The organism is Paraburkholderia sp. GAS448, from assembly GCF_050435685.1.
GTDB lineage: Bacteria > Pseudomonadota > Gammaproteobacteria > Burkholderiales > Burkholderiaceae > Paraburkholderia.
Map to the genome: position 1 here is coordinate 20,077 of NZ_JBNDKT010000048.1, position 23,091 is coordinate 43,167.

At 59.5% G+C, this 23,091-nt stretch carries 25 protein-coding genes and 4 pseudogenes; 24 read left to right on the forward strand and 5 right to left on the reverse strand.

From position 1 onward, the window contains the following. Window positions 1–348 precede the first annotated feature (348 nt). Window positions 349–939: a carboxymuconolactone decarboxylase family protein gene (locus tag P3T23_RS41760; RefSeq protein WP_429321908.1), complete on the forward strand. Its 591-nt coding sequence runs from the start codon at window positions 349–351 to the stop codon at window positions 937–939. Window positions 940–1,118: 179 nt separating this feature from the next. On the opposite strand, the pseudogene P3T23_RS41765 reads toward P3T23_RS41760, so the two are convergent. Then, a pseudogene (locus P3T23_RS41765) lies at window positions 1,119–1,838 on the reverse strand (IS6 family transposase). Window positions 1,839–2,005: 167 nt separating this feature from the next. After that, window positions 2,006–2,644 (reverse strand): TetR/AcrR family transcriptional regulator, encoded by a 639-nt coding sequence (locus tag P3T23_RS41770; RefSeq protein ID WP_429321909.1) that lies wholly within the window; start codon window positions 2,642–2,644, stop codon window positions 2,006–2,008. Between the two features lie 213 nt (window positions 2,645–2,857). Here P3T23_RS41770 and P3T23_RS41775 point away from each other — a divergent pair, with 213 nt between their 5' ends. The 16 genes from P3T23_RS41775 to P3T23_RS41850 all read left to right on the forward strand — a co-directional run bounded on the left by P3T23_RS41775 (window position 2,858) and on the right by P3T23_RS41850 (window position 16,932). Continuing rightward, a complete protein-coding gene (locus P3T23_RS41775) occupies window positions 2,858–3,208 on the forward strand; it encodes a DUF2917 domain-containing protein (protein WP_429321910.1) in 351 nt (116 codons plus the stop codon). Window positions 3,209–3,286: 78 nt separating this feature from the next. Continuing rightward, complete coding sequence (locus tag P3T23_RS41780; protein WP_429321911.1) at window positions 3,287–3,592, forward strand: hypothetical protein; 306 nt, start codon at window positions 3,287–3,289, stop codon at window positions 3,590–3,592. Between the two features lie 72 nt (window positions 3,593–3,664). Then, complete coding sequence (locus P3T23_RS41785) at window positions 3,665–4,558, forward strand: NmrA family NAD(P)-binding protein (RefSeq protein ID WP_429321912.1); 894 nt, start codon at window positions 3,665–3,667, stop codon at window positions 4,556–4,558. 65 nt (window positions 4,559–4,623) lie between these two features. Further along, complete coding sequence (locus P3T23_RS41790) at window positions 4,624–5,382, forward strand: enoyl-CoA hydratase/isomerase family protein (protein ID WP_429321913.1); 759 nt, start codon at window positions 4,624–4,626, stop codon at window positions 5,380–5,382. Between the two features lie 2 nt (window positions 5,383–5,384). Continuing rightward, window positions 5,385–6,614 (forward strand): CaiB/BaiF CoA transferase family protein, encoded by a 1,230-nt coding sequence (locus P3T23_RS41795; protein WP_429321914.1) that lies wholly within the window; start codon window positions 5,385–5,387, stop codon window positions 6,612–6,614. A gap of 9 nt (window positions 6,615–6,623) precedes the next feature. Then, entirely contained in the window at window positions 6,624–7,961 is a 1,338-nt protein-coding gene (gene fahA / locus P3T23_RS41800; protein WP_429321915.1) for a fumarylacetoacetase, read from the forward strand. A gap of 82 nt (window positions 7,962–8,043) precedes the next feature. Beyond that, the gene (locus P3T23_RS41805) at window positions 8,044–8,754 is read left to right on the forward strand and encodes a GNAT family N-acetyltransferase (protein ID WP_429321916.1); all 711 of its coding nucleotides are present in this window, start codon (window positions 8,044–8,046) and stop codon (window positions 8,752–8,754) included. A gap of 21 nt (window positions 8,755–8,775) precedes the next feature. Beyond that, entirely contained in the window at window positions 8,776–10,230 is a 1,455-nt protein-coding gene (locus P3T23_RS41810; protein WP_429321917.1) for an aldehyde dehydrogenase family protein, read from the forward strand. Next, window positions 10,227–11,039: an enoyl-CoA hydratase gene (locus tag P3T23_RS41815; protein WP_429321918.1), complete on the forward strand. Its 813-nt coding sequence runs from the start codon at window positions 10,227–10,229 to the stop codon at window positions 11,037–11,039. Before P3T23_RS41810 ends, P3T23_RS41815 begins: the two co-directional genes overlap by 4 nt. A gap of 17 nt (window positions 11,040–11,056) precedes the next feature. Beyond that, a complete protein-coding gene (locus P3T23_RS41820; protein WP_429321919.1) occupies window positions 11,057–11,848 on the forward strand; it encodes an enoyl-CoA hydratase/isomerase family protein in 792 nt (263 codons plus the stop codon). Window positions 11,849–11,922: 74 nt separating this feature from the next. Beyond that, on the forward strand, window positions 11,923–13,071 hold the full coding sequence (locus P3T23_RS41825) for an alpha/beta fold hydrolase (protein ID WP_429321920.1): 1,149 nt from the start codon (window positions 11,923–11,925) through the stop codon (window positions 13,069–13,071). A 126-nt stretch (window positions 13,072–13,197) separates the two neighbouring features. Next, the gene (locus tag P3T23_RS41830) at window positions 13,198–13,905 is read left to right on the forward strand and encodes a CoA transferase subunit A (protein ID WP_429321921.1); all 708 of its coding nucleotides are present in this window, start codon (window positions 13,198–13,200) and stop codon (window positions 13,903–13,905) included. 13 nt (window positions 13,906–13,918) lie between these two features. Continuing rightward, a complete protein-coding gene (locus P3T23_RS41835; protein WP_429321922.1) occupies window positions 13,919–14,566 on the forward strand; it encodes a 3-oxoacid CoA-transferase subunit B in 648 nt (215 codons plus the stop codon). A 177-nt stretch (window positions 14,567–14,743) separates the two neighbouring features. Further along, window positions 14,744–15,649 (forward strand): haloalkane dehalogenase, encoded by a 906-nt coding sequence (locus P3T23_RS41840; protein WP_429321923.1) that lies wholly within the window; start codon window positions 14,744–14,746, stop codon window positions 15,647–15,649. Between the two features lie 69 nt (window positions 15,650–15,718). Next, window positions 15,719–16,039 carry a hypothetical protein gene (locus P3T23_RS41845; RefSeq protein WP_429321924.1) on the forward strand — a complete coding sequence of 107 codons (321 nt, stop codon included), beginning with the start codon at window positions 15,719–15,721 and terminating at the stop codon, window positions 16,037–16,039. Then, a complete protein-coding gene (locus P3T23_RS41850; protein WP_429321925.1) occupies window positions 16,018–16,932 on the forward strand; it encodes a LysR substrate-binding domain-containing protein in 915 nt (304 codons plus the stop codon). Before P3T23_RS41845 ends, P3T23_RS41850 begins: the two co-directional genes overlap by 22 nt. A gap of 888 nt (window positions 16,933–17,820) precedes the next feature. Here the strand turns inward: P3T23_RS41850 and P3T23_RS41855 are convergent. After that, a pseudogene (locus P3T23_RS41855) lies at window positions 17,821–17,928 on the reverse strand (IS3 family transposase); the annotation flags it as partial. Between the two features lie 47 nt (window positions 17,929–17,975). On the opposite strand from P3T23_RS41855, the pseudogene P3T23_RS41860 reads away from it, so the two are divergent. Then, a pseudogene (locus P3T23_RS41860) lies at window positions 17,976–18,116 on the forward strand (DNA-binding protein); the annotation flags it as partial. A 1,028-nt stretch (window positions 18,117–19,144) separates the two neighbouring features. Here P3T23_RS41860 and P3T23_RS41865 read toward each other — a convergent pair. Further along, the gene (locus tag P3T23_RS41865) at window positions 19,145–19,519 is read right to left on the reverse strand and encodes a winged helix-turn-helix transcriptional regulator (protein ID WP_429321926.1); all 375 of its coding nucleotides are present in this window, start codon (window positions 19,517–19,519) and stop codon (window positions 19,145–19,147) included. Between the two features lie 247 nt (window positions 19,520–19,766). Between P3T23_RS41865 and P3T23_RS41870 the strand changes: the two genes are divergently transcribed. The 3 genes from P3T23_RS41870 to P3T23_RS41880 all read left to right on the forward strand — a co-directional run bounded on the left by P3T23_RS41870 (window position 19,767) and on the right by P3T23_RS41880 (window position 21,593). Continuing rightward, window positions 19,767–20,510: an SDR family NAD(P)-dependent oxidoreductase gene (locus P3T23_RS41870; protein ID WP_429321927.1), complete on the forward strand. Its 744-nt coding sequence runs from the start codon at window positions 19,767–19,769 to the stop codon at window positions 20,508–20,510. A 74-nt stretch (window positions 20,511–20,584) separates the two neighbouring features. Then, a complete protein-coding gene (locus P3T23_RS41875; protein WP_429321928.1) occupies window positions 20,585–20,959 on the forward strand; it encodes a VOC family protein in 375 nt (124 codons plus the stop codon). A 265-nt stretch (window positions 20,960–21,224) separates the two neighbouring features. Beyond that, the gene (locus P3T23_RS41880; protein ID WP_429321929.1) at window positions 21,225–21,593 is read left to right on the forward strand and encodes a nuclear transport factor 2 family protein; all 369 of its coding nucleotides are present in this window, start codon (window positions 21,225–21,227) and stop codon (window positions 21,591–21,593) included. Here the strand turns inward: P3T23_RS41880 and P3T23_RS41885 are convergent. After that, a complete protein-coding gene (locus P3T23_RS41885) occupies window positions 21,501–21,740 on the reverse strand; it encodes a hypothetical protein (protein WP_429321933.1) in 240 nt (79 codons plus the stop codon). The genes P3T23_RS41880 and P3T23_RS41885 overlap by 93 nt on opposite strands. On the opposite strand from P3T23_RS41885, the gene P3T23_RS41890 reads away from it, so the two are divergent. The 3 genes and pseudogenes from P3T23_RS41890 to P3T23_RS41900 all read left to right on the forward strand — a co-directional run. Continuing rightward, entirely contained in the window at window positions 21,676–21,897 is a 222-nt protein-coding gene (locus P3T23_RS41890; protein WP_429321934.1) for a hypothetical protein, read from the forward strand. The two genes, P3T23_RS41885 and P3T23_RS41890, sit on opposite strands and share 65 nt — an antisense overlap. Before the next feature lie 87 nt (window positions 21,898–21,984). Then, window positions 21,985–22,272 carry a DUF1330 domain-containing protein gene (locus P3T23_RS41895; protein ID WP_429321930.1) on the forward strand — a complete coding sequence of 96 codons (288 nt, stop codon included), beginning with the start codon at window positions 21,985–21,987 and terminating at the stop codon, window positions 22,270–22,272. A gap of 106 nt (window positions 22,273–22,378) precedes the next feature. Beyond that, window positions 22,379–22,684 (forward strand): annotated as a pseudogene (locus tag P3T23_RS41900) (IS6 family transposase); the annotation flags it as partial. Window positions 22,685–23,091: the final 407 nt, after the last annotated feature.

Here is a 23,091-nt window from a genome sequence, read left to right on the forward strand (position 1 = left end):
GGAATGGACCGCGCCCTCAGCGCCGCAGAAGATCACCGTTTCCACGATGCGACCGTTGTAGCAGCGCTGGGTTGATGGTCTCGTACCTGCGTTGCCAGAAGAGATAACGCAGAATACCCTGTCTCTCGCCAGTGAAAAGGGGCGCAATCTCACAAGTCGGACTGTCGCGGTTGACGGCTACCGAGGAGAGGTGAGCCGCTTTCTCCGACGATTCAGGACTTTCGAACCGAGCCGAGCACTGACACGCTATGCAAGTCAGGAATAGCTCTTATGTTCCGGCGCCGCCTACTGCGAAGGTGCCGCATCAGCGATACTCGTGTGACTATTGTTTTTGATTCGAGGCAGTCGATGGCCAAGTTTCTCGCATATACAGCAGCATCCGCCCCTGCTGCGTCTCAACCGGGCCTCCAACAGGCAGAACGTATTTTTGGCGTCGTGCCGAATCTCCAGGCGCATTTGGCAGAGTCGCCGGAAACACTGTCCGGCTATTTCACACTCCTCGAACTTTTCTCTAAGAGCACGTTGAGCTCAGTGGAACAGCAAGTTGTATCGATGACTGCAAACTTCGAGAACAGCTGCCACTATTCGATGGCTGGACACAGCGCTCGCGCGTTGCAGGTTGGCATGGATCAGACGCTCGTCGCTGCCCTACGTGAAGGCAAGCCACTCGCGGATCCGAAGCTTGAAGCGTTGCGTCGCTTCACGACTCACGTAGTACGGGAACGTGGTTTCGTTGCTGAAGCGGACATTAACGCCTTTCTGGCGGCGGGTTACTTTCGCCGAAACGTGCTGGAGGTGTTGCTCGGTGTCGCGGCGAAGATCTTGGGCAATTACACAAACCATATTGTCCGTACGGAATACGATGATTTCATGCGGGGGCACGAATGGAGCAAGCCGTCTGCCTTTGACGCGAACGCCATTCCTGCGAGGGATGACTGATAGTGACGGGTCCCGTCTTCCGGGATCTCTGGCTTGGCCGCAGCATCCGATCACCACCCAACCAACAAAGAGCAGACAAAACCTTCCCCGTCAAAACAAAGGGATGTTCCGCAATCCGGGGATGCGGTTGTGGTGCAAATTCGACAGCCGGGCAAGAAGCCGCCCGTTTCTCGGAGACCTCAACGAGCTGATAGAACCGCCATCCAGATCGAGGGCGCAGTAGTATCTTTGAGATGCACGCAGGCGAGATCGAACTGGCCTTTGCGAATGCGATGCATCAGCTCGATGCGGGGGATCGTCACGGCCGCGTTGCGGAAGCGTTTGAACCCGAGCATGACGTTCACCCGCGATTTGACGAGCCGATGATCCTGCTCGATCAGATTGTTCAGGTACTTCGAGGATCGCAATTTCGTTCGCTGAGGCAGCAACCCGTCGGTCTTCATCTCGCGCACCGCCCGATGCGATGCCGCGTACCCGTCCAGCGTGATCGTTGCGGGAGCGCGCCCCTGAGTTCTGATCGCCCGGACGAAGAATGCCTATGCTGCCGCCACATCGCGCCTGGCACTGAGGCGGAAATCGATCGTTTTTCCCGTTCGGTCAACGGCGCGGTAAAGATAGGCCCATCTGCCCCAGATCCTCACATAGGTCTCGTCGACATGCCACGACTGACCGGCCGCCATGGCGAACCGATTCCAGCGTTTGACGAACTCCGGCGTGTAGCGCTTCACCCAGCGCATGATCGTCGTGTGCACCAGCAACAGGCCACGCTCCGCCAACATTTCAGCGAGGTCTCGAAAGCTGAGCTTGTAGCGCAGGTACCAGCGCACGCAAAGGATGATGACTTCGCGGTCGAAATGACGCCCATTGAACAACCCGTCGATGTCTTCCAGCTTGCTCATTGGCTCGTGCTCGTTAAAAGCTCAAGCGCAACAGACGGACGCATCGGAATTGCACCACAACCCGGAAAACCACGCAGCGTGTTTCGGCACGATGGCAGAGCGCGGCGGCGCCTCTGGCGTCTTTAAACGAGATGTGTTGATTTGTCAGCCAATCAACACTCAATGGTTTATGCACTCTCTGCCTGCGAACTCCGGAGCTTACGTGTCGGGACATTTGCTTGTGGCGAACACCGCAATAGAACGCGAACGACGTTTTGCGCATTCAGCAGGATCGTCTCCTCCGTGCCTGGATCGGGGGCGAGTCCGGACAGCGTCACCGCACCCACCAACGTTGAAACAATCGCATTGGCGACGTCTGCATGCCCCGCAATACCTAGCTGCTGCGTTTGCTGGTCGACCAATCGGACCAGACGTTCGTAGCCCTCTACGGTCGTCGCCTTGACCTGTTCGTCGGCGTGCCGAAGTTCACTGCCCAGATTAGCCAAAGGACACAAATACACCGGCTCCTTGCCCCGAAGCTGGTGAAGATAGAGAGAAACGATGGTATCGAGCGCTTCCCCTGGTGGCTTGCCGACGATGGCACGCTCGAACATGTCCATCAGTTGCCCGAACGCTGCGACGTTGGCTTCGGCGACCAGTTGCCCCTTCGACCGGAAATGCCGAAAGAAGCCGCCTTGTGTCAGTCCAGCGGCAACCATGATGTCGGCGATGCCTGTTGCAGCTAAACCCCTGGTTAGAAATACCCTGGAAGCCGTTGCGACGATGCGCTTCCTCGTCTCGGCCGTTTCGATTCTCGACTTTCTCATCTTGCTGCCCCTGGTTCCAGAAAAACGCCTTGCGGTTTTTAGAGTTCTAGTCTACTCTAAATTTAGAGTTCGAAGATGCTCTAAATACCGGCCAATCTGATGTCTCGCCCTTGGAGTCCGAAATGACACAGTCAGCCATCCAGGCATTGCCCACAGTACCGACCACCAGAATCCCGGCGATCGGCCAGTTCACGTCGTCGTCGGGAGCACATCATGCGTGAAATCAGATACTTAGAAAGCGAATATGCGGAGGCGTCGACGCGGCTCGTCGCCGTTCGTCCATTAACGATCACCCCTCATGCGGGCCTGCTGTGGGTGACGATCGACGAGCGTGCGGGCGACCACTGGTTGAAGCCTGGCGAGGCGATCGCTCTCGCGGCCGGTGACAGCGCGTGGGTTAGCGCTGGGTCGGATCGTGCCACCTGGATGCTCACGACGGAGGCGGCGAAGTCGCACGCGAGTCTCGCGTTGTGGACCGCTCACGTATTGCGCGCTGTGTGGCGCATGCTGTCGGCGGACAGCGGGCGGCGCGATGAACGAGCGTCGGCGCGCCTGCAGTGGTGAGAATGTCAGTGCCTGGACTGAGTCGCATCAACAGATCAGTGGTGCATCCACGATGTGTCGCGGCAATGGAGGCTTGCGATGGATCCACGCATGGCAGTCGAACGGTTATGGGCGCAAGAACAGCTCAACGCCCACCTGCCGTTGGAAGTCCCCCAAACGGTACGCCTGTATCTCGACGGCAAGATCGCTCAGTGGTACGCCCGGCAGGATCGCCCCGGGGTTGTCTTCCTGCTCGACGTTACGAGTCTCAAGGAGGCGCATGCACTTATCGAGGAGTTGCCCCTTGACCAGGCTGGTCTCATGACGTTTGAATTCATTCCCCTCGGACCTCTCAAGCAGTTGCAGGTCTTGCTTCCGAATGCTTCGTTCACAAGCGGCAGTTGAGCACATGCCCCGCTAACGGTATCGCCGAACTTCATTGGACACCTATTCACGCAGTACACTCAGGATAACGAAATGAGCAACGATCTGTATTTGATCACCGGCGCGACCGGCAAAACCGGCAGCAATGCCATTCAGGAACTGCTGTCGCAAGGCGCCAGGGTCAGGGCCTTTGTTCACCGCGACGACGAGCGGGCTGCGGCATTGCGTGCCAAGGGCGTTCAGGTTGTCTTCGGCGAGTTGCTTGACAGCCATGCAGTACGCCATGCATTGCAGGGAGTGACCGGCGCCTACTTCGTCTATCCGGTCATGCAGCCGCAACTCGTTGATGCGACCGCGTATTTCGCGGATGGCGCCAGGGACGCAGGGCTTCGCTCGATCGTCAATATGTCGCAGATTTCAGCGCGTCCGCAGGCCAAGAGTCGCGCAGCGCTGTCTCACTGGTACGGCGAACGGGTGCTTGACTGGGCGGGAACGCCGGTGACGCATCTGCGCCCTACCTTTTTCATGGAATGGCTGACGTATAGATTTCAACTTCCGCAGATCGCCAATCATGACCTTCTTAAAGTGCCGGCAGGAAACGGCCGCCACGCCCCCATTGCGGCGTCGGATCAGGGACGCATCATTGCCAACCTCCTGTTGAATCCGACACCGCATGCAGGGAAGAGTTATCCGCTGTACGGCGCTGTCGAGATGAACCACGCCGAACTTGCCAGGACGTTGAGTGAGGTGCTGGGCAGGGAGATCCGCTACGAGGATGAGAGCTTCTCTGCATGCGAGCAGCGCCTGTCGCAGATGGGTCTTTCTGAGCATTTCATCCAGCATGTCGTTTCTGTGTATCGCGACTATCAGGACGGCGTCTTTGCCGGCGCCAACGACCTGGTTGAAACCATTACGGGTCGAAAGCCAATCACGGTTAGCGAATACGTCAAGGCCAATATCGAGCTCTTTCAGCCGAACACGAAGTAGATGCGGCGTCGCTCCGCCATCGGCCACATATTCCATTTTCCTTTCACTTCTGCACTGGTTCGAACATGTCCTTTATCAATTACGAAAAGGACGGCGCCGTCGGCGTCGTCACCATGGCTAAGCCCCCGCACAACCTGATCGACAAAGTGCTGCTCGCAGGGTTAGCCGCCGCGTACGCAGAGGCGGTTGAAGACGGCTGTCGCTCCATCCTGCTTCGCAGTTCGATGCGTCACTTCTGCGCAGGGGCAGACCTGGAAGTCATCGCTGCCGAGCGGTACGACCAGGCAGGTCTTGAACGCCTCTGGCGCGCCCTCGAAGACGTTCCGGTTCCGACAGTCGCCGCCGTACACGGCGCGGCCCTGGGGGGCGGCTTCGAGTTCGCCCTGATGTGCGACATGGTCATTGCGGCCGACACAGCCTCGATCGGTATGGCCGAAGCATCCCTTGGGCTGCTTCCGCTTTTGGGCGGCGTGCAACGCGTGGTCCAACGCGCCGGCGTTGCCCGTGCGAAGGAAATGGCAATGATCGGCCGACGTAATGATCCGCGCGCCCTCGAGCGCTGGAACATCGTCAATCTGGTCACACCGGAAAGCGAGCTGAACCCGGTGTCGCTGTCCTGGGCGAAACAACTTGCCAGCGGACCGACGGTTGCGTTGCGCGGGATCAAGACATTGGCGAATCTCGCTGCTCGCGAAGGCATCAGTGGTGCGGACGCGGTGCAGGCAGATGTGAATGAGTCGATGTGGGCGAGCGCAGACCAGAAGCGTGGTCTGGCCGCGTTTGGGGCAACCGGCCCGGGCTCTGCGGTGTTTCAGGGAGACTAACCATGAACGCCCCCCTTAAAGGAATTCGCGTCGTCGACTTTACGCGCGTGCTGTCCGGGCCCCATTGCACGAAGACGCTCCGGGATCTCGGCGCCGATGTCACCAAGATTGAACCGCCCGCGGGCGACATCGGACGGGCAGGCGTTCCGTATATTGGCCCCATGTCGCTCTACTACGCGCAGCAAAACGCGGGGAAGCGCAACGTCAGCATCGATCTGAACTATCCGGAAGCCCGCGAAATCGTCGCCGAACTCTGCAAAGGCGCCGACGTGATCGTTGAGAACTTCCGACCCGGCACACTGGCGCGCTTCGGGCTTGGCTACGACGACGTGGTGAAGTTCAATCCGAACGTCGTGTACGTCTCCATTAGCGGTTACGGACAGACCGGGCCGTGGAAAAACCGCCCCGCGTTCGCCCCAACCGTCCATGCAGAAACCGGCCATACGGACATTGTCCTCAATCACTTTGGCCCGGCTCTGACCGAACTCCAGAACGACTCCTGCAGTCACGCCGACGTCTACACTGGCCTCCAGGGCGCGATCGCTGTACTGGCCGCCTTGCAGCATCGCGAGCGCACTGGCCAGGGGCAGTATGTCGACGTCTCCATGGCGGCGACCATGCTGTCGGTCAATGAACGCGCCGGTGCGCTGATGTCTGGTCGGGACGTCGAAGACGAGCCTTACGCGCTCGGTGCCAGCGAGTCACCGATTTTCAGGCTCCCGGACGGCACCCTGCTGACTATCGCCGCGAGCCCAATTTTCAGCCCTATTTTCGTTCGCTACTGCGCAATGATGCGGCGCACTGACCTGCTGGTTGATCCGCGCTTTGCGACGGCCAAGCTACGAAAAGCGAATCACGAAAGTCTGATGGCCGAAGTCCGTGCCTGGATTCTCACGTTCCCTGATCTGGACCAGTTGCAGGCGCAGGTTAGCGAAGCCGGGCTGGCAATCGGTCAGGTTCGGACGCTGCAGGAACTGTCCGAATCGGAGTGGGCGGAGGACTGGAACGCGATCGCCCAGATTGACGACCGCGATGGCGGAACTGCGCGCATGCCTGGCTCGCCGTGGCGCTTTAGCCTATCCAGGCTCCCTGAGCCCGGAATTCCCTATTTCCAGGGCGAAAGCAACGCGGAAGTGCTGACCGAACGCGGGATCACGACTGAAGCGATTCAAAGTCTCCGGGATCGCGGCATTCTGCGCAGCCGCCGCAATCCGGTTGGCCAGTTTGACTGAGGCGAAATCATGGCAGAGACAGACCATACTCACGATGCATCGGCGACTAGCTGGATTGCTTCGGCCAACAAGCCTGACTGCGACTTTCCGATCCAGAACCTGCCCTTTGCGGTGTTCCGTCGCCGCGGCAGCCCGGAACCGTTCAGGGGAGGTGTCGCCATCGGAGATCAAATCGTCGATCTCGCGGCACTAAGCCGCCTGCAGCGACTTGCAGGCCTGGCTCAGTCAGCGGTCGAAAGCTGCGCAAAACCGGCACTGAACGACTTTTTCACGCTCGGCAGCGCAGCGTGGAAGGCGCTGCGATTTGGCCTCTTCGGCCTCCTCGCGCAAAGCCTGGCCGAGTCCGAGCCAGAGACGGTAGCGGCGCTACGCAAATGCCTCGTACCTCAGTCAGCTGCCGAATATGACCTGCCCGTCCGCATTGGTGACTACACCGATTTCTACACGTCCATCTACCACGCACGGACAATCAGCAAGCTGTTCAATCCAGATGCAGACGTTTCGCAGAACTTCCACTGGATCCCGACCTGCTATCACGGCCGCGTGTCCACGATTGGCGTTTCCGGTCAGGAGTTCCACCGCCCTTGCGGTCAGACGCTCCAGTTCGGAGACCAGACACCAGCACTTCGGCCTTGCGCACGCCTGGACTACGAACTGGAGTTGGGCATCTTCGTGGGAAAAGGCAACCGCCTCGGCGAGCCGATCGCAATCACAGACGCCGAAAGCCACGTCTTTGGAATCTGCCTGCTCAACGATTGGTCCGCCCGCGATATTCAGGCATGGGAGTCAGTGCCCCTCGGCCCCTTCCACGCAAAAAACTTTGCGACCACCGTGTCGCCCTGGATCGTGACCATGGACGCGCTCGCTCCGTATCGCAAACCGTGGACACGGCAGCAGGACGAGCCCCAACCGTTACCTTACCTCGACTCCGAACGGGTGCGAAGTCAGGGTGCCCTTGACATACAGCTCGAGGCAGCGCTCGAATCCGATGCGATGAGGCGGGCGGGTCAAGGTCCGGTCCGACTGTCGCGAACAAGCTTCGCTCACCAGTACTGGACTGTTGCACAGATGGTTACCCATCACGCGGTCGGTGGTTGTTCTTTTCAACCCGGGGACCTGCTGGGTAGCGGAACCATCTCCGGACCCGGCGTCGACGAAGCGGGAGCGATGATGGAGCTCGCCCTCGCCGGGAAAAAACCGGTCAAGCTTCCCAATGGGGAGACAAGAAGCTTTATCGAAGACGGGGACGCCATCTTCTTTCGGGGATGGTGCGAGCGTTCCGGCTACAACCGCATCGGATTTGGAACCAGCTACGGGCGTGTTCTGCCAGCGCGAGAAATCACGTAGCGACCATGTGAGCGCAACCAGAATGCTGCCGGGTCACGACACTGCGGCAGTCGGTCCTCCGCAAATTTACGAGGTAACAACGATGCACCTCTTAGACAATCCAGTATGGCATGCACTCACGGGCCCTCAACGGCATTTCGGCATCGGCGAGGGTCGAGCGAGGCGCTATCAACCGGACATTTCGCCGATAGCAGCACTCGAAAATCCTCTGGCCACCGAGTCGTGGGCAGCACTTGCCGATATCGTGAAGGTTGGCGAAACGATCGGTCTGTTCGGCACCAGGAGCGAGTCGGTACCGGACGGCTGGGAAACCGGGTGGCGCTATCCGTTTCTGCAGATGATCTGCACGCAGGGGAGTTTCCGCGCACCGATCAGCGGAACGACGGCGCCTGCGATGAGGGAGCTCGATCTGTCCGATGGCGCTGCGATGGTGGCCCTGGCAGGCTTGACGCAGCCCGGACCGATGGAGGCGCGCACGGTAACAATCGGGCGCTATCTCGGCATCTTCGACGGGCACGCCTCCCTCATTGCGATGGCCGGCGAACGCATTCGCCTTGACGGGTTCACGGAAATCAGCGGCGTCTGCACGCACCCGGAACATCGGGGTAAAGGTTATGCCAATGTCCTTGTCGCCTTGCTCACGAAGCAGATCGTCGAACGCGGCGATACGGCTTTTCTTCACGTCAAGGACGGGAACAGCGACGCCGCAAGGGTGTACGAAAAACTTGGATTCTCTGTGCGTGCCGTGCGCGACATCGCTGCATTGAAAAAAGTGGAAGAGATACAGGCCTGAACCCGTCGAATGGAGTACCGCATGACCCAACACGATACGTTTATCGGCGGCATCTGGCGACGCGCTTCGGGCAGCGCTGAACTCGATGTTATCGATAGCTTCACAGAGCAGCCGTTTGCGCGCTATCGCTTGAGCTCGACGGACGACGTCAGCGCCGCTGTCAAAAGTGCAAAGGAGGCGCTCGCAGGCTGGTCGGCGAGGACCCCGGCGGAGCGCGCTGCGTTCATTCGCAAGATTGCCGTCAACCTGCGAACCCACGCTGACGAACTGACCGAGGCGATCTCGCGCGAGGTCGGCATGCCCAGGAAACTGGCTGCCCGGATTCAGGTTGGCGCGCCAATATCGGCATGGCACATGTATGCCGATCTGGTAGCCGAATTCGAGTGGGAGAGCCGCGTCGGTCATTCGCTCGTCGTCGAGGCGCCCGTGGGAATCGTGGCTTGCATCACGCCATGGAATTACCCGCTCCACCAGATCACGGGGAAGGTGGCGCCGGCACTTCTCGCAGGCTGCACCGTCGTTCTGAAACCGTCGGAGATTGCCCCTACCAGCGCGTTCCTGCTCGCTAAAGCGATTGAAGAAAGTGATTTGCCGGCTGGTGTCTTCAATCTGCTGCACGGCTCCGGAATCGAAATCGGCGAAGCGCTGGTGACCCATCCGGACATCGACATGGTGTCGTTCACGGGTTCCACGCGTGCGGGTCGCCACGTGGCGGCGCTCGCGAGCGGTGACATCAAACGGGTTGCTCTGGAGCTTGGCGGCAAGTCGGCCGCGCTTGTCCTGCCCGGTGCGGATCTGCATGCTGCAGTCAAAGCGACGCTCGGGGGCTGCTTCCTCAACTCTGGGCAAACCTGTTCCGCGCCGACCCGGTTGCTGGTTCCGCGTGGGCTTGTGGTCGACGCCGGGCACCTGATCGCCGCGTCGATCGAGGGCTACAAAATGGGAGACCCGGCCGAGCCGACGACACGGCTGGGTCCGCTAGTCTCGAGCGCCCAGCGCCAGCGCGTCAGGGGTTTGATCGACGCAGCGTTGGCCGAAGGCGCCCAGCTATTGACCAATCCGGCGGCCAGGGTACCCGAAACGGGATTCTTTGTGCCACCCACCGTGCTAACCGGCGTGACGCCAGGGATGGCGATCGCGCAGGAAGAGGTGTTTGGGCCCGTTCTCGTCCTTATGGCCTATGACACCCTCGACGAGGCGATCGACATCGCCAACGGCACCGATTACGGCCTCGCAGGCGCGGTCTGGGCAGGCACGGCGCAGGAGGCGCTGGCCGTTGCCCGTCGGCTGCGCACCGGCCAAATCGACATCAACGGCGCAGCGTTCAATCCCGCCGCCCCATTTGGCGGATTCAAAAAATCCGGCGTGGGCCGGGAAAACGGACGTCACGGAATCGAGGAGTTCCTCGAACCGATCTCAATCCAACTGCCAGGCACCTACTTCGAAAGCGCTGAGGCGGAGACTGTCACACTATGAACTATCAACAAATTCTCTATGAGGTCGACGGACTGGTGGCGACGGTCACGCTGAACCGTCCGACCCGCATGAATGCCCTCACCAAGGTCATGGAAGTAGAACTGCGCTCAGCGATCGAAGCGGCCGGGCGGGACAGCAGCGTCAGGGTGATCGTCCTGGTGGGTGCCGGCAAGGCGTTCTGCGCCGGCATGGATATGGATGAGCTCGAAGTCTTGCCGCCCGAAGACATCCGGGCGGAAGAATGGATGCGGCCCTACGACATGAACAGACGGGCCGACTACCAGACGCGGTACTCCTATTTTCCAGCTACACCCAAGCCGATCATCAGTGCCGTCAATGGCGCCGCCGCGGGTCTTGGTCTGATCATGGCCCTCTACAGCGATTTCCGGATCGCGTCGGAGACAGCCGTCTTTTCCACTGCCTTTGCGAAGCGCGGGTTGATCGCCGAGCACGGCATTGCATGGATTTTGCCACGCATCGTCGGGCATGCGGCAGCGATGGACCTCCTCCTGACCTCGCGAAAGGTGACCGCCCAGGAAGCGCTCTCGATTGGCCTGGTCAGTCGCCTGGTGCCGCCCGACGAACTGATGCCTGCAGTTCGAACCCTCGCCAAAAGCCTCGCGTCCGAGGTATCACCTCGGTCGGTCAGAGTCATGAAGCGACAGTTCTGGGAAGCGCCCTATCAAACGCTGGGCGAGGCCATCGAACTTGCGAACGCGGAAATGGTGGTCAGTCTGCAAAGCGAGGACTTCAAGGAAGGGGTTCGCCATTTCATCGAAAAACGTCCCGCTCAATTCACCGGCAAATAGCAGGCAAAGGAAATGCCATGACCTACAAAACTCTCATTTTCAGCATCGAGGACGGTGTCGCGCGCATCACGATCAATCGACCGGCACAGATGAACGCGATCGATGTGCTGACTGCAAAGGAACTCCTCCTCGCCGCCAGGCAATGCAGCACCGATTCGACCGTGCGGTGTGTAGTGCTGACCGGCGCTGGCGACCGTGCATTCTGCGCGGGCGGCGACGTGGCGGGCTTCGCATCGGATCCGGAGCGGGTCGACAGCCTGATAGAAGAGATGGCCGTGCATCTCCACGAAGCGATCTCCGTGTTTGCGCGCATGCGAGCGCCGGTGGTCGCCAGAGTGAACGGCACGGTAGCCGGCGCCGGCCTCGGCCTGATGGCGGCCGCCGATCTCGCCGTTGCCTCCCAGACGGCGAAGTTCACCAGCGCCTACACGAAGATCGGGCTCACCCCTGATGGAAGCACGAGCTGGTTCATGCCCCGCCTGATTGGTCTCCGTCGGACGAAGGAGTTGTTTCTTTTGAACCGCGTGCTGTCCGCCACCGAGGCTCTCGACTGGGGATTAGTCAATCGGGTGGTCGCGCCCGAGGAACTGGACGCGACGGTCGATGAAATCGCAAAACAGCTCGCCCACGGCCCGACGCTCGCCTTCGGGTCCGTCAAACGTCTTTTACTTTCGAGCGATGACACGGACCTCGAGCAGCAGATGAAGCATGAATCAGTATCGATCGTCCAAATGTCCCGTTTGCGTGACGGACTCGCGGGCGTGAAGGCGTTCGTGAACAAGATAGAGCCTGGCTTTCTCGGGAGCTAGGCTCGCGATAGCGACTTGGAAATGGTTTCACAAACTCGACCACGGGAAATGGATGACCACGGGAAATGGATGATATGAGCGTCATGAACAGCAATGAGACAAATTCCGAAGTCAGTTGCGGAAAGAACACGCCTGCCATCGCAGCTGCCAATCAGGAGTATGTGAGCTCTATGCCGGCTTTCTCTCGCCGCACTTTCCTCGCAAGTGGAGCTGCTGTTGCTGCTAGCCTGATGCTGAGCCAAAGGGCTGGAGCGGAAAGTTCTGGAGGCGACGAGGGACTCAAGGAGTACGACATCGCTACTAATGGCATCTCCTTGCACGTAACTGAGCAAGGGGATGGACCAGCCGTCCTTTTCTGCCACGGTTTTCCGGATACGTCCTATACGTGGCGCCGACAAATGAAAGCCGTGGCGTCAGCCGGATATAGGGCAATTGCTCCGGACATGCGCGGCTACGGCCGCAGCTCGGCTCCAGTAGAGGCCACCTTATACACGCCGCTGCACACAACGGGTGACCTGATTGGACTGCTCGATGCGCTGAAGATCTCCAGCGCTGTCCTGGTGGGCCATGACTGGGGTGCGAGTCATGTGTGGCAAGCGGCGCTGATACGTTCTGATCGATTTAAAGCGGTGTTTTGCCTGAGCGTACCTTACGTTCCGCGCGGGGATGTGAGCGTCTTTGAGCGCATGCGGAAGTCCGGCCATCAAAACGACTTCTACATGTTCGAACAGATCCGGCCGGAGGCCGATCAAATTTGGGCTGACGCCGCGGTGACCATTCCAGGGATTCTGTATTGGGCATCGGGTTCTGCTCCGGCCGACAAGCGGTGGAGCCCCATGAATCCCACACGAAGCCTTCATCGTGCGGCCCCCGGACCGTTGCCGTCATGGGCGAAACCAGATTACGTTGCTCATAACGTCGCCGAATTCCAGCGCACCGGCTTTCACGGCGGCCTGAATTACTATCGCGCCGCCGACCCGTATTTCTACTTGTCCGCTCCGTGGAAGGGCGCGAAGATCACCCAACCTTCCTATTTCATTTGGGGAAAGGCAGAGGGCTTGAAAGAGCTCTATCCTTTTACAGTGGACCAAATGCGCGCCGGCCTTCCCGGTCTCGTTGGGGGGCTCGAACTCGACAATGTGGGCCACTGGGTACAACACGAAGCCTCTGCCGAGGTCAGTGACCAACTCGTGAAGTTTCTGCGCACAGTAAATCCCGCCTAACCTGGTACTCGAACAGGAAAACTATCGGCGTGTGTAGCACCATCGTTTTCAGCATGGCAATCATAAGTCATCCTATATATTACGCAATGTGACGTGCCTTCTCACCGGCCAAATTGAGGAATATTGATGAGTAAAGTTTATCCGACGGCCGCCGCTGCGCTCGACGGCCTTTTGAAAGACGGTCAGGTAATGATGTCCGGCGGGTTTGGCATCTGCGGCATTCCGACCGAGCTGATCGCCGCCGTGCGCGATTCCGGCGTCAAGGACCTCATCACGGTCTCCAACAACGCGGCGATCGACGGCGTCGGGCTCAGCATTTTGCTGGAAACCCGTCAGATCAAGAAAATGATCAGCACCTATGTCGGCGAGAGCAAGGTGTTCGCCGACCAGTATATGAAAGGCGAGCTCGAGATCGAGTTTACCCCGCAGGGCACGTTGGCTGAGCGCATCCGCGCCGGTGGCGCCGGCATTCCAGCCTTCTTCACCAGGACCGGCGTGGGCACCGTGGTCGCCGAAGGTAAGGAGGAGCGCGTCTTCAATGGCGAAACCTATCTCATGGAGACCGGCCTGGTTGCCGATATCTCCCTGGTCCATGCATGGAAGGGTGATACCGAGGGTAACCTCGTCTTTCGCAAGACCGCGCGCAACTTCAATCCCGTGATGGCGACCGCCGGCAAGATTACGATCGCCGAGGTCGAGCATCTGGTGCAGCCGGGCGAGATCGATCCCGACCACATCCATACCCCGGGCATCTTCGTGCAGCGCATCGTCCACGTGCCCAACTACGTCAAACTGATCGAGAAACGGACCACACGGCCGCGCGCGGTCAACTAGGAGGAGATTTCTCATGGCCTGGACACGCGAAGACATGGCCCAGCGGGCGGCGAAAGAGCTCCGCGACGGGTATTACGTCAATCTCGGAATCGGTATTCCGACCCTGGTATCGAATTTCATCCCACCCGGCATGACCGTACAGTTGCAGAGCGAGAATGGCATGCTCGGCATGGGCCCCTTCCCCTATGAGGGCGAAGAGGACGCGGATCTGATCAACGCCAGCAAGCAGACAGTGTCGGAATTGCCGACGACGAGCTATTTCTCCAGCGCCGATTGCTTCGCCATGATCCGAGGTGGCCATATCAACCTCACCATCCTCGGCGGCATGGAGGTATCCGAGAGCGGCGACCTCGCCAACTGGACTGTGCCGGGCAAGATGGTAAAAGGTATGGGCGGCGCCATGGACCTGGTCGCCGGCGTCGAGAGGGTAATCGTGGTGATGGACCATAACTCCAGGGACGCGAAGAAGGTGGTGCGCCAATGCACCCTGCCGCTCACGGGCCAAGGCGTGGTCGACATGCTGATCACCGATCTCGCTGTGTTCGAGATCGACGAGACCGGCATGACCCTGACCGAGCTCGCGCCCGATGTGACGCTTGCCGAAATCACCGAAAAGACGGACGCCCGATACGGGATCGCTCCGGCGCTGCAGGCGCCTTGACGCGGACCTCAAGCAGCACATGAAACATGAATCAGCCTGGATCGTCCAGATGCCCGGTCGCGTGACGGCCTCGCGGGTGTGAAGGCGTTCAGGCACAAGATCAAGCCTGGCTTCCTCGGGAGCCAGGTGACACCACCATGACTCAGTAGGTGAAGAAGATCCTCGAAGGAGATAGAAATGTCCATATCGGTTGAGAAATTCGGGAAACAGAAGTTCGCGGAAGTGAACGGCAAACAGATGGCCTATATTGACGAGGGTACGGGCAGCGCCATCGTGTTCCAGCACGGGAACCCGACGTCGTCCTATCTGTGGCGCAATGTCATGCCGCACTGCGCAGGCCTGGGGCGTTTGATTGCCTGCGACCTGATCGGCATGGGCTCGTCCGACAAGCTGCCCGGTTCCGGTCCCGACCGCTACGGGTACCAGGAGCAGCGGGAGTATCTGTTCGGGCTCTGGGACAAGCTGGATCTCGGAGACGACGTGATCCTTGTCATACACGACTGGGGTTCCGCCCTGGGCTTCGATTGGGCTCGGCAGAATCCCAAACGGGTCAAAGGAATCGTCTATATGGAGGCCGTCGTCAAGCCGGTGACCTGGCAAGACTGGCCCGAGAATGCACGCAAGGTTTTCCAGGGCTTCCGCAGCGAGCGCGGCGAGGAAATGGTTCTTGAAAAGAACATTTTCGTCGAGCGGGTGCTGCCGAGCTCAGTATTGCGTGGCCTGACTGAGGACGAGATGGCGGTGTACCGCGCCCCTTTCGCGACACCGGGTGAAGACCGGCGCCCCACGCTGAGCTGGCCGCGCCAGTTGCCGATCGAAGGCGAGCCGGCAAGCGTCGTCGCCATTGTCGACGACTATGGTCAATGGCTGGCCGAAAGTCCGATCCCCAAGCTGTTCATTAACGCTGACCCGGGCTCGATCCTGACCGGGGCGGCCCGCGATTTCTGCCGGACCTGGCCGAATCAAAAGGAGATCACGGTCAAGGGAAGTCACTTCATCCAGGAGGACAGCCCGCACGAAATCGGTCATGCAGTTGCCGATTTCGCGCGATCGGTGCGGGACGGAACATTCGCGAGCGACTGACCCCTTCCTGGCTGATTCCTGGGTGCTTCTCACTGCGACAAAAACCTGCCGCGTGTCGACAAGAGCAGGTTGAACGCAGATTTGATAGAGTCTGTTCTCATTTTCGTGTCGGATCCGGACGAGCCGATCGACCCGACGATGCACAACGGCGCCGTGTTCGTGAAGGGCGAAGGGTGCATCAACACGTTCGGTTTTTCGGTAGCGGCCAGCGCAACGCCGCGTACTTCCAGCCTCGATGCGGCAGGAACCGCGCGCAGCGGCCGCAGTGCGGTGCCGGGATGTGAAAAGCAAAGCTCCGTCATCAAGCAAAGCGCCGTTCGCCTGTCGTGCCGACGGCAAAGAACGCGTCAGGACAACGGGAAAACATCATGGACCGCTTGGTTGCGATGAAAGTCTTTGCGCGCGTGGTCGAGGCCGGCAGTTTCGTCAAGGCGGCCGAGTCGCTGCAACTGCCAGTGGCGAGCGTCTCCCGGATCATTCAGGCGCTCGAAGCGCATCTCGGCACCCGTCTCCTGAATCGAACGACGCGCAGTATCAGCGTTTCCGAAGACGGCGGCATGTACTACCACCGATGCCTGAGGGTGCTTGCCGAGGTCGACGACATGGAGAGCGAACTGTCGAATGCAAAGCTGAACCCGAAGGGCAAGCTCAAAGTGAACCTGCCAGCGGTGGTCGCGCGGACGACTGTCATTCCGGCGCTGCCGGAATTCTTCGCGATGTATCCGGACATCGGGATCGAGATGGGTTTGACCGACCGGCAGGTCGATATTATCGAGGAAGGCGTCGACTGCGTGATCCGCGTGGGCGATCTCGAGGACTCGGGGCTCGTCGCGAGGCGCATCGGCAATATGGCGCGTGTCACGTGTGCCGCGCCTGAATACCTCGCGAAGCACGGCGAGCCGGCGACGCCGTACGAGCTGCGTCATCACATCGGCGTCAATTACGTGTCGAGCAACACCGGGCGGTTGCGCGGCTGGGACTTCGTGATCGAAGGTAAGACCGAGCTGATCGAGATGAAAGGCATGATCGCCGTCAACGATGCGGATGCCTACGTGACATGCGGGCTGCACGGACTGGGCATCGTGAAGGGCCCGCGCTACATACTCGGGCCGTATCTGGCGACAGGCGCGCTGCGCGAAATCCTCGTCGACTATCCATCGATGCCGCGGCCGATATCGATTCTCTATTCGCCGAACCGGCACCTGCCGCGCCGGATCCGCGTGTTTGCGGACTGGATTGCCGAGGTGTTCGCACGCGAACCGTTGATGCAGTTCAAGAACTGACACTGCGCATCACCGTGATCGAAGCGCGCCGGACACGCGGGAGCATCCGGCGGACGTTCGCGGGACGAACGCATGCGAGACGCGCCACAAGCGGGTGACTGCGATCTAATAGTGTGGGTGTGCGGCCTGGCCACTTGACTCTTCTCGTCGGTCGTAGTCGTTACGCCCGCGAACATTCCGCAGTTTGCCGGGAGTCGTTTCGTCGCATCGGTTTCGGGGCGACCCCGCACAACGCCCAGTACAGACTGTGATTCTCGCATGCTGGTTCACCGACGTCAGCTTGCATCACGTCAACGCACAGCACGAGACTCTCCCCCGGTGATAGCAGCAGATCATGGGGCGCTGACATCCCAATGCGCATGCTGGTAGTGGGTCGCAACCGTTGCCCTCCCTGACTGGCCGGGTTTAGTCTGCGGATTCAACCGGTCGATGCAACCACGGGCGTAGTGCTGCGCGGAGTCTGTAGCGCTTTCGTAGGACTCACCGCCAAAAACGCCCCTCGTCTGTCATCGGCTACGGCCCGAAGTATACGTCGCAAACGCTGGGTGCCGAATTGCATCGCGGCGGCTGTCTCGCCTGGGTGGTGCTGGACGCGCAGCCGCCTGTCGCCACAGTCAGGACCACGACTATGACGGCGAAGGTGACGCTCGCTGTCAGGGATCGATGTTTCATACGACGTACGGGTATTGCCGTCGGGGTGACGTCGTACATGGTACTCCCGCCGTATTACGGCCGCGGAGGGCCATCGCCGGTTCGCAGTCCGTTGCGCATTGCGTACCGCCTTGCCACCCTGACGATTACGAACGGCTTGACGAACTCCGTGCCGGTCAAAAAGCCGCCGAGTGAACTGACCCCGCAAAGTTGGACAGTTTTCGGCCAGGGCCGAGGGGGCTGGGTTCTGTACATCACAGGACTCAGCCCGTTTAACTTCAGCTTGATGCGTTTGTGGTTGTAGTAGTGAATGTACTCTTTGATACCGGCCTGCAGCGCCTCAATACTCTACCAACTGTTGCTCGGCATCGACCGGAGTAGCAGGTAGGTCGAAACTCGCCAAAGAAACCGACATCTCGCGCCAGGGGCTATATAAAGCGATCGCCAACGGCGGCACTCCGAGCTTTGAAACGGTGATGAAAATTGTCGGAGCATTTGGCGTGCGACTTAGCGCACAAGCTGCCGCCGACTGAACTTTCGGAAGGGAACTTGACCTGCGTGGCGCAGAGGAAGCGTCCAATTCACCAAGCTTCTGCTATCGGCCAGAGGAGGCTCCGGACCTAAAACAGAATCCTCGCCTGGAAGGGGCCACCTACCCTCCCGCAAGTAATTGGTCCGGGATTTTCTCGTCGACGTATTTTGACAGAGGTCAGCTATGAGAAAGGCAACGATCCGAATCCGCCGAGATACACAAACGGCACTAAAAGAAATGGGTTAGCGATTCGTCAATGCATGGAAGACCGGCAAGTCAGATGGCGATTTGCTGCAATTCGAGTCTCCTGCCGCACTGTTTCGCGTTCTTACCGCGAACCGATGGGAACTGGTTGAGCGCTTGCAAACGACAGGTCCAACGACCCTACGCAGTCTGGCACGCAAGTTGGACCGCGATGTAAAGCGGGTGCACCAAGATGTAAGCATCCTGATCAAGCATGGGCTGGTAGTACGTACGTCGGACCGCAAGATTTGCGTCCCTTACGATGCTATTCACCCCGATTTCGACCTGCGGGCCGTGGCGTGAAAATTTATCGCAATGAGCATTAGGCGGCTCTATGTCCTAGCTCGCGACACATGCACGGTGCGTTCAACCTGACGACAGAAATCGACCGGTCACGTAATCTCCATAAGTCGAATAACACGACGTCCAAGTATCGTTTGGTTCGCCGGACCTCCTGTGCCGTCTGCGGTACGTGCGTGGCAACCGAGGCGCGATTCTGTACTGCTCGTGCTAGCGCGCCAACGTCAATCACGCGGTTCCCTGATCGCTTACGCATGTTCTTCCATTTGCTGCTCGCTGTATCCGCGCATCTCAACGCGGGCGATTACTGCTTTCCTCCGGCGCTGGTGGGACTGCTGGCACTGCTGGTGTCTTCTTCACGCAAAATGCCGCACGCTGGAAGCCGTCGCCCTACGGCCGCATCGGTGCCCTAAGCGGAACCGATGCAAGCTGAACGCCCCAGCCATCGTGTGAGCGGGTGACATCTACTGCGGCCTCCAGCCTGCTTCAGGTGGATTTACCGCCGCGCGATTTACGCCCGCGCATGTTGGGCTTTGCCGGCACGCTTTTCCCGTACTCGTTCCACCAGGCGGTCAGCGCCTCCATCGTGGGACCGAGCCCGCGGGCCTTCCGCGTCATCTCATATTCGACGCGAAGCGGCACTTCCGCAAACACCGTCCGCGAGATCAGTCCGTCCGCCTCAAGATCCCGCAGTTGTACGGTCAGCATGTGTTGGGTGATGCCGGGGATCGCCTTACGCAACTCCCCGAAGCGATAAACCCGGGAATTGAGCAGCCACAAGATTTCCAGCTTCCACTTGCCCGAGAGGAGCGAGAATGCGCGCCGCATCTCCTCGTGCATGTTGGGTTCTTCGTCGGCCATAGTCTGGTTTTCCATACTAACCACAATAAATTCATCCTACTTGAAGATATCAACATTGGGCGATATCTTCAACCTGCGCACCGAGTGAGCGGATAAAGGCGCGATACCGGCCGCGATTGTTCTCGCCCTTCTGGCTGCATCCTTCGCGACGCAGAACGTCGCCCGCGAAGTCGCGTCCCCCGACGTGCAGGCAGCGACGCTTTGACACGACACCGATCAAGCAACTCGAACCTCAAAGGAGATAAACATGGGTAGACTCACCGGCAAAATCGCCATCGTCACGGGCGCCGGTCGCGGCATCGGTCGCGCGACAGCGAAGCTGTTCGCAGCCGAAGGCGCCAAGGTTGCCGTCGTATCGCTGACTCCCGCAAACGTTGATGCGGTCGTCGCGGACATAAAGGCCGCTGGCGGCACCGCGATCGGCGTAGTCGCCGACATCAGCAAGGCGGATCAGATCAAGGCGGCGATCGACAAGACTGTGGAAGCTTTCGGCAACCTCGACATTCTTGTGAACAACGCCTACGATCCGATCGCGCCGTACTCTTCGATCCTCGACCTGTCGGCCGAGCAGCTACAGCGCAATTTCGATGTGGGCCCGATCGCCTATCTGCGCTTTATGCAGGCGGCCTATCGCTACCTCAAGGCCAGCGGAACGGGCCGCGTCATCAACTTCGGCTCGATGGCCGGCGTCATCGGGCTGTTGGGTTACGGCCCCTACAGCATGGCCAAGGAGGCTGTGCGTGCGCTGACTCGAACCGCCGCGCGCGAGTGGGCCGCCGACAACATCACCGTGAACAACGTCCTACCGATAGCCGAGACTTGGGGGCTGGACGCCAATGTGCCCCCGCCGGCTAACCCGCTCGGTCGCTACGGCTCGCCGGAAGAAGACATCGCGCCGGTCGTGCTGTTCCTCGCCAGCAAGGATTCGCAGTACATCACGGGGTCCAGCCTGACCCCAGACGGGGGCTGGATCATCGACAGCGCCCGCTGAGCCGCCACGAAAATCCCCCTAGATCTAAAGAGCCCTGATCGGGGCTCTCACAGTGAAACGAACAGAGGAAAGCCATGATTGACCATATTTACCTCCCCGTCTCGGATCTGAATCGCTCGAGCGAATTTTACAAGAAGGTGCTTGAGCCGCTGGGCATCGACATGCCTTACAAGTTCGGTCAACCTCCCATACTCGGTTTCGCCATCAATAGCGATCCGGGTTTCTGGCTGAAGAATGGCGAAGTCGCCAAAGACCTTTACGTCGCATTCACCGCCAGGAGCGCGGACGCTGTCAGGGCTAGCTACAAGGCGGCGATAGACGCGGAAGCTACTTCAATCAAGGAACCGAGCCTTCGGCCCGAATGGCGTGCCGACTACTTCGCGGCAAACATCGGCGACCCGGACGGATACAACATCGAGATCGCCTATAAGCCTTGGCTCTACAAATAAAAGGAAAGAGCCATCTACCCATCGGAACCCAGCAAAGTCGCCGTATTTAATGACTTTCTGGCCGAGCTGCTCGTCGACGAGGAAGACTGATCTATTCCCAATCGGGATCGATAGGATTCGAACTCAACGGCTAATGCCTCTTCGAAGGAATTGATACCTTCGCCTCACTGAAGTGTGGTCCCGAGGAGAGACCCTTCAGGTCGGGCTACCGGCCGGGGTGACCACGGAGCCGCCCCGTTTCTCCCCAAATTCGATGGAGCCAGCCATGCCCAGCGATATAACCAACGACCTGCCGCCAGCGGTCGCTCGGCACCTTGCCGCCTGCAACGACCACGATATCGATGCCTGGATGGCGACTTTCGACCCGGACGCTTTGGTCAATGATGTCCAGCGAGAATTCGCTGGAGCCGAGGCGATCCGCGCTTTCGCGGCGAAAGAGATCTTCGGCGACCGCGTCACCTTCACGCCCTTGCGGGCCGTGGATCGCCACGGAGACATCACCGTCCACGCACGCACCGACGGGACCTACGACAAAACCGGCCTACCTGACCCGCTGATTCTGAGCCTCTACTTCAGCCTCCGGGGCGAGCGGATTACCCACTTGATCATCATCCACAACAGAGCAATGACATGAGCATGTGCGCCAATCAAAACTCTTGGCACTCGCACCGATCATCAGGGTCGCCGCCTTGATCTTCGCCCAATCGAGAGACGGCATGGCAATGATCCGTTGCGCGTCGAACAGATCGCGTGCGGCGCGCCTCGTGACCAGCGCGACCATCTTGCCGGCGACGATCTCATGGATGTCGAGAACCGGCACGTTCGACAGCGCTCAGGCTGCCATCGATGCCATGGCCTCGCCGGAAGGCCAGGCGGGCGCTGCCGACGTGCCGAACAATTATCACGAAGATCCGCTCTTCATGTTCTTCGAAAAGTAAGCCTGCTTCGAAGCCATCACAATCATCACGCCAGTCCGCTTTGGAAAAGTGGACTGGCGTGGACGCCTTAGCCAACAGGAGATTTTTATGGCCGCTTATTTGATTGCATTTGCCAAGGTAAAGAATGCCAACCGCATTCCCGAGTATTCGTCCGCCGCTGCACCAACCTTAGGAGCGTCCGGGGGAAGCGTTGTCAGCCGCGGCGAGGTCCGATCGCTCGTTGGCGGGTTCAGCGCTGATTCCTGCTTGATTGTGAAATTCAAAGACGCTGCGGCGATTGAAGCCTGGCACGGTTCTCCCGAGTACCAGGCGCTGATTCCGCTGCGAGATGAGGTGATGGATTCGAATATTCTGGTACTGGAAGAGCCTACCTGAAGGGTACGAAACACCCTGCGGCCGCGTTTATCCCGCCCCGTCCTTCCGGAACACCAGACCAGCGGGCACTGTCAGGTTGCCGGCGATGCGGCGGCAGAATGAAGCAATGAAGAAGACCAAATCGCTTTATCGCGGCCACCGCTTCCCTTCGGTCGTAATCAGTTGCGCGGCTCGCTGGTACTTTCGGTTCAGCCTGAGCCTGCGCGACATCGAGGAAATGTTGCTCGAGCGTGGCGTCGTGGTCACGTACGAAACAATCCGCTGCTGGTGCGACAAGTTCGGCGCTGGATTCGCTCAGTGCGCCAAGGCGGTGCGGCGGAAGCCGGGCAGCAACTGGCATTTAGACGAGATGTTCGTGACGCCGCGCGGCGAGCCGTATCTGTTGTGGCGCGCGGTCGACGAGCATGGCGCGACGCGATTCGTTGCATGGTGCGAAATCATCGAAGTCATCCGAAATCCGTCCTACGTATTCTGAGCGATAGGCTTTCCTGCCGTCTCTCCGCCTCAGTCTCGACAAGTTGACAAAGCCCCGAAATTCCTGACTTGGCTCATCTTCATATATAGGTCCATAGACCTATCTTATTTTCCTTTTTTCATAACTTGCAATCGCGATTCGACGTTAAGCAGCGGCATATTGGGGATTTTACCTATGTAGACTCTACTTGCATATAGGTCCAACGACTCCTATTATAGGTCTATGGACCGATTTAGATGAGCACCGGCAGTGGAACACGAACCAGAAGGTGCGCCACCACCCGGGGCCGGATGCGGCGAACCCGGGAAGCGTTTGAGGAGCAGGAGATGGGTACGGAGGGGCAG

Excerpts from the sequence above, each read along its gene's own strand:
- P3T23_RS41875 (WP_429321928.1), top strand. The coding sequence starts at position 20,585 with ATGATTGACCATATTTACCTCCCCGTCTCGGATCTGAATCGCTCGAGC.
- P3T23_RS41810 (WP_429321917.1), top strand. The coding sequence starts at position 8,776 with ATGACCCAACACGATACGTTTATCGGCGGCATCTGGCGACGCGCTTCG.
- P3T23_RS41895 (WP_429321930.1), top strand. The coding sequence starts at position 21,985 with ATGGCCGCTTATTTGATTGCATTTGCCAAGGTAAAGAATGCCAACCGC.
- P3T23_RS41780 (WP_429321911.1), top strand. The coding sequence starts at position 3,287 with ATGGATCCACGCATGGCAGTCGAACGGTTATGGGCGCAAGAACAGCTC.
- P3T23_RS41865 (WP_429321926.1), bottom strand. The coding sequence starts at position 19,519 with ATGGCCGACGAAGAACCCAACATGCACGAGGAGATGCGGCGCGCATTC.
- P3T23_RS41815 (WP_429321918.1), top strand. The coding sequence starts at position 10,227 with ATGAACTATCAACAAATTCTCTATGAGGTCGACGGACTGGTGGCGACG.
- fahA (WP_429321915.1), top strand. The coding sequence starts at position 6,624 with ATGGCAGAGACAGACCATACTCACGATGCATCGGCGACTAGCTGGATT.
- P3T23_RS41835 (WP_429321922.1), top strand. The coding sequence starts at position 13,919 with ATGGCCTGGACACGCGAAGACATGGCCCAGCGGGCGGCGAAAGAGCTC.
- P3T23_RS41805 (WP_429321916.1), top strand. The coding sequence starts at position 8,044 with ATGCACCTCTTAGACAATCCAGTATGGCATGCACTCACGGGCCCTCAA.
- P3T23_RS41820 (WP_429321919.1), top strand. The coding sequence starts at position 11,057 with ATGACCTACAAAACTCTCATTTTCAGCATCGAGGACGGTGTCGCGCGC.
- P3T23_RS41850 (WP_429321925.1), top strand. The coding sequence starts at position 16,018 with ATGGACCGCTTGGTTGCGATGAAAGTCTTTGCGCGCGTGGTCGAGGCC.
- P3T23_RS41795 (WP_429321914.1), top strand. The coding sequence starts at position 5,385 with ATGAACGCCCCCCTTAAAGGAATTCGCGTCGTCGACTTTACGCGCGTG.
- P3T23_RS41870 (WP_429321927.1), top strand. The coding sequence starts at position 19,767 with ATGGGTAGACTCACCGGCAAAATCGCCATCGTCACGGGCGCCGGTCGC.
- P3T23_RS41770 (WP_429321909.1), bottom strand. The coding sequence starts at position 2,644 with ATGAGAAAGTCGAGAATCGAAACGGCCGAGACGAGGAAGCGCATCGTC.
- P3T23_RS41880 (WP_429321929.1), top strand. The coding sequence starts at position 21,225 with ATGCCCAGCGATATAACCAACGACCTGCCGCCAGCGGTCGCTCGGCAC.
- P3T23_RS41840 (WP_429321923.1), top strand. The coding sequence starts at position 14,744 with ATGTCCATATCGGTTGAGAAATTCGGGAAACAGAAGTTCGCGGAAGTG.
- P3T23_RS41830 (WP_429321921.1), top strand. The coding sequence starts at position 13,198 with ATGAGTAAAGTTTATCCGACGGCCGCCGCTGCGCTCGACGGCCTTTTG.
- P3T23_RS41775 (WP_429321910.1), top strand. The coding sequence starts at position 2,858 with ATGCGTGAAATCAGATACTTAGAAAGCGAATATGCGGAGGCGTCGACG.
- P3T23_RS41890 (WP_429321934.1), top strand. The coding sequence starts at position 21,676 with ATGGCAATGATCCGTTGCGCGTCGAACAGATCGCGTGCGGCGCGCCTC.
- P3T23_RS41885 (WP_429321933.1), bottom strand. The coding sequence starts at position 21,740 with ATGGTCGCGCTGGTCACGAGGCGCGCCGCACGCGATCTGTTCGACGCG.
- P3T23_RS41825 (WP_429321920.1), top strand. The coding sequence starts at position 11,923 with ATGAGCGTCATGAACAGCAATGAGACAAATTCCGAAGTCAGTTGCGGA.
- P3T23_RS41760 (WP_429321908.1), top strand. The coding sequence starts at position 349 with ATGGCCAAGTTTCTCGCATATACAGCAGCATCCGCCCCTGCTGCGTCT.
- P3T23_RS41790 (WP_429321913.1), top strand. The coding sequence starts at position 4,624 with ATGTCCTTTATCAATTACGAAAAGGACGGCGCCGTCGGCGTCGTCACC.
- P3T23_RS41785 (WP_429321912.1), top strand. The coding sequence starts at position 3,665 with ATGAGCAACGATCTGTATTTGATCACCGGCGCGACCGGCAAAACCGGC.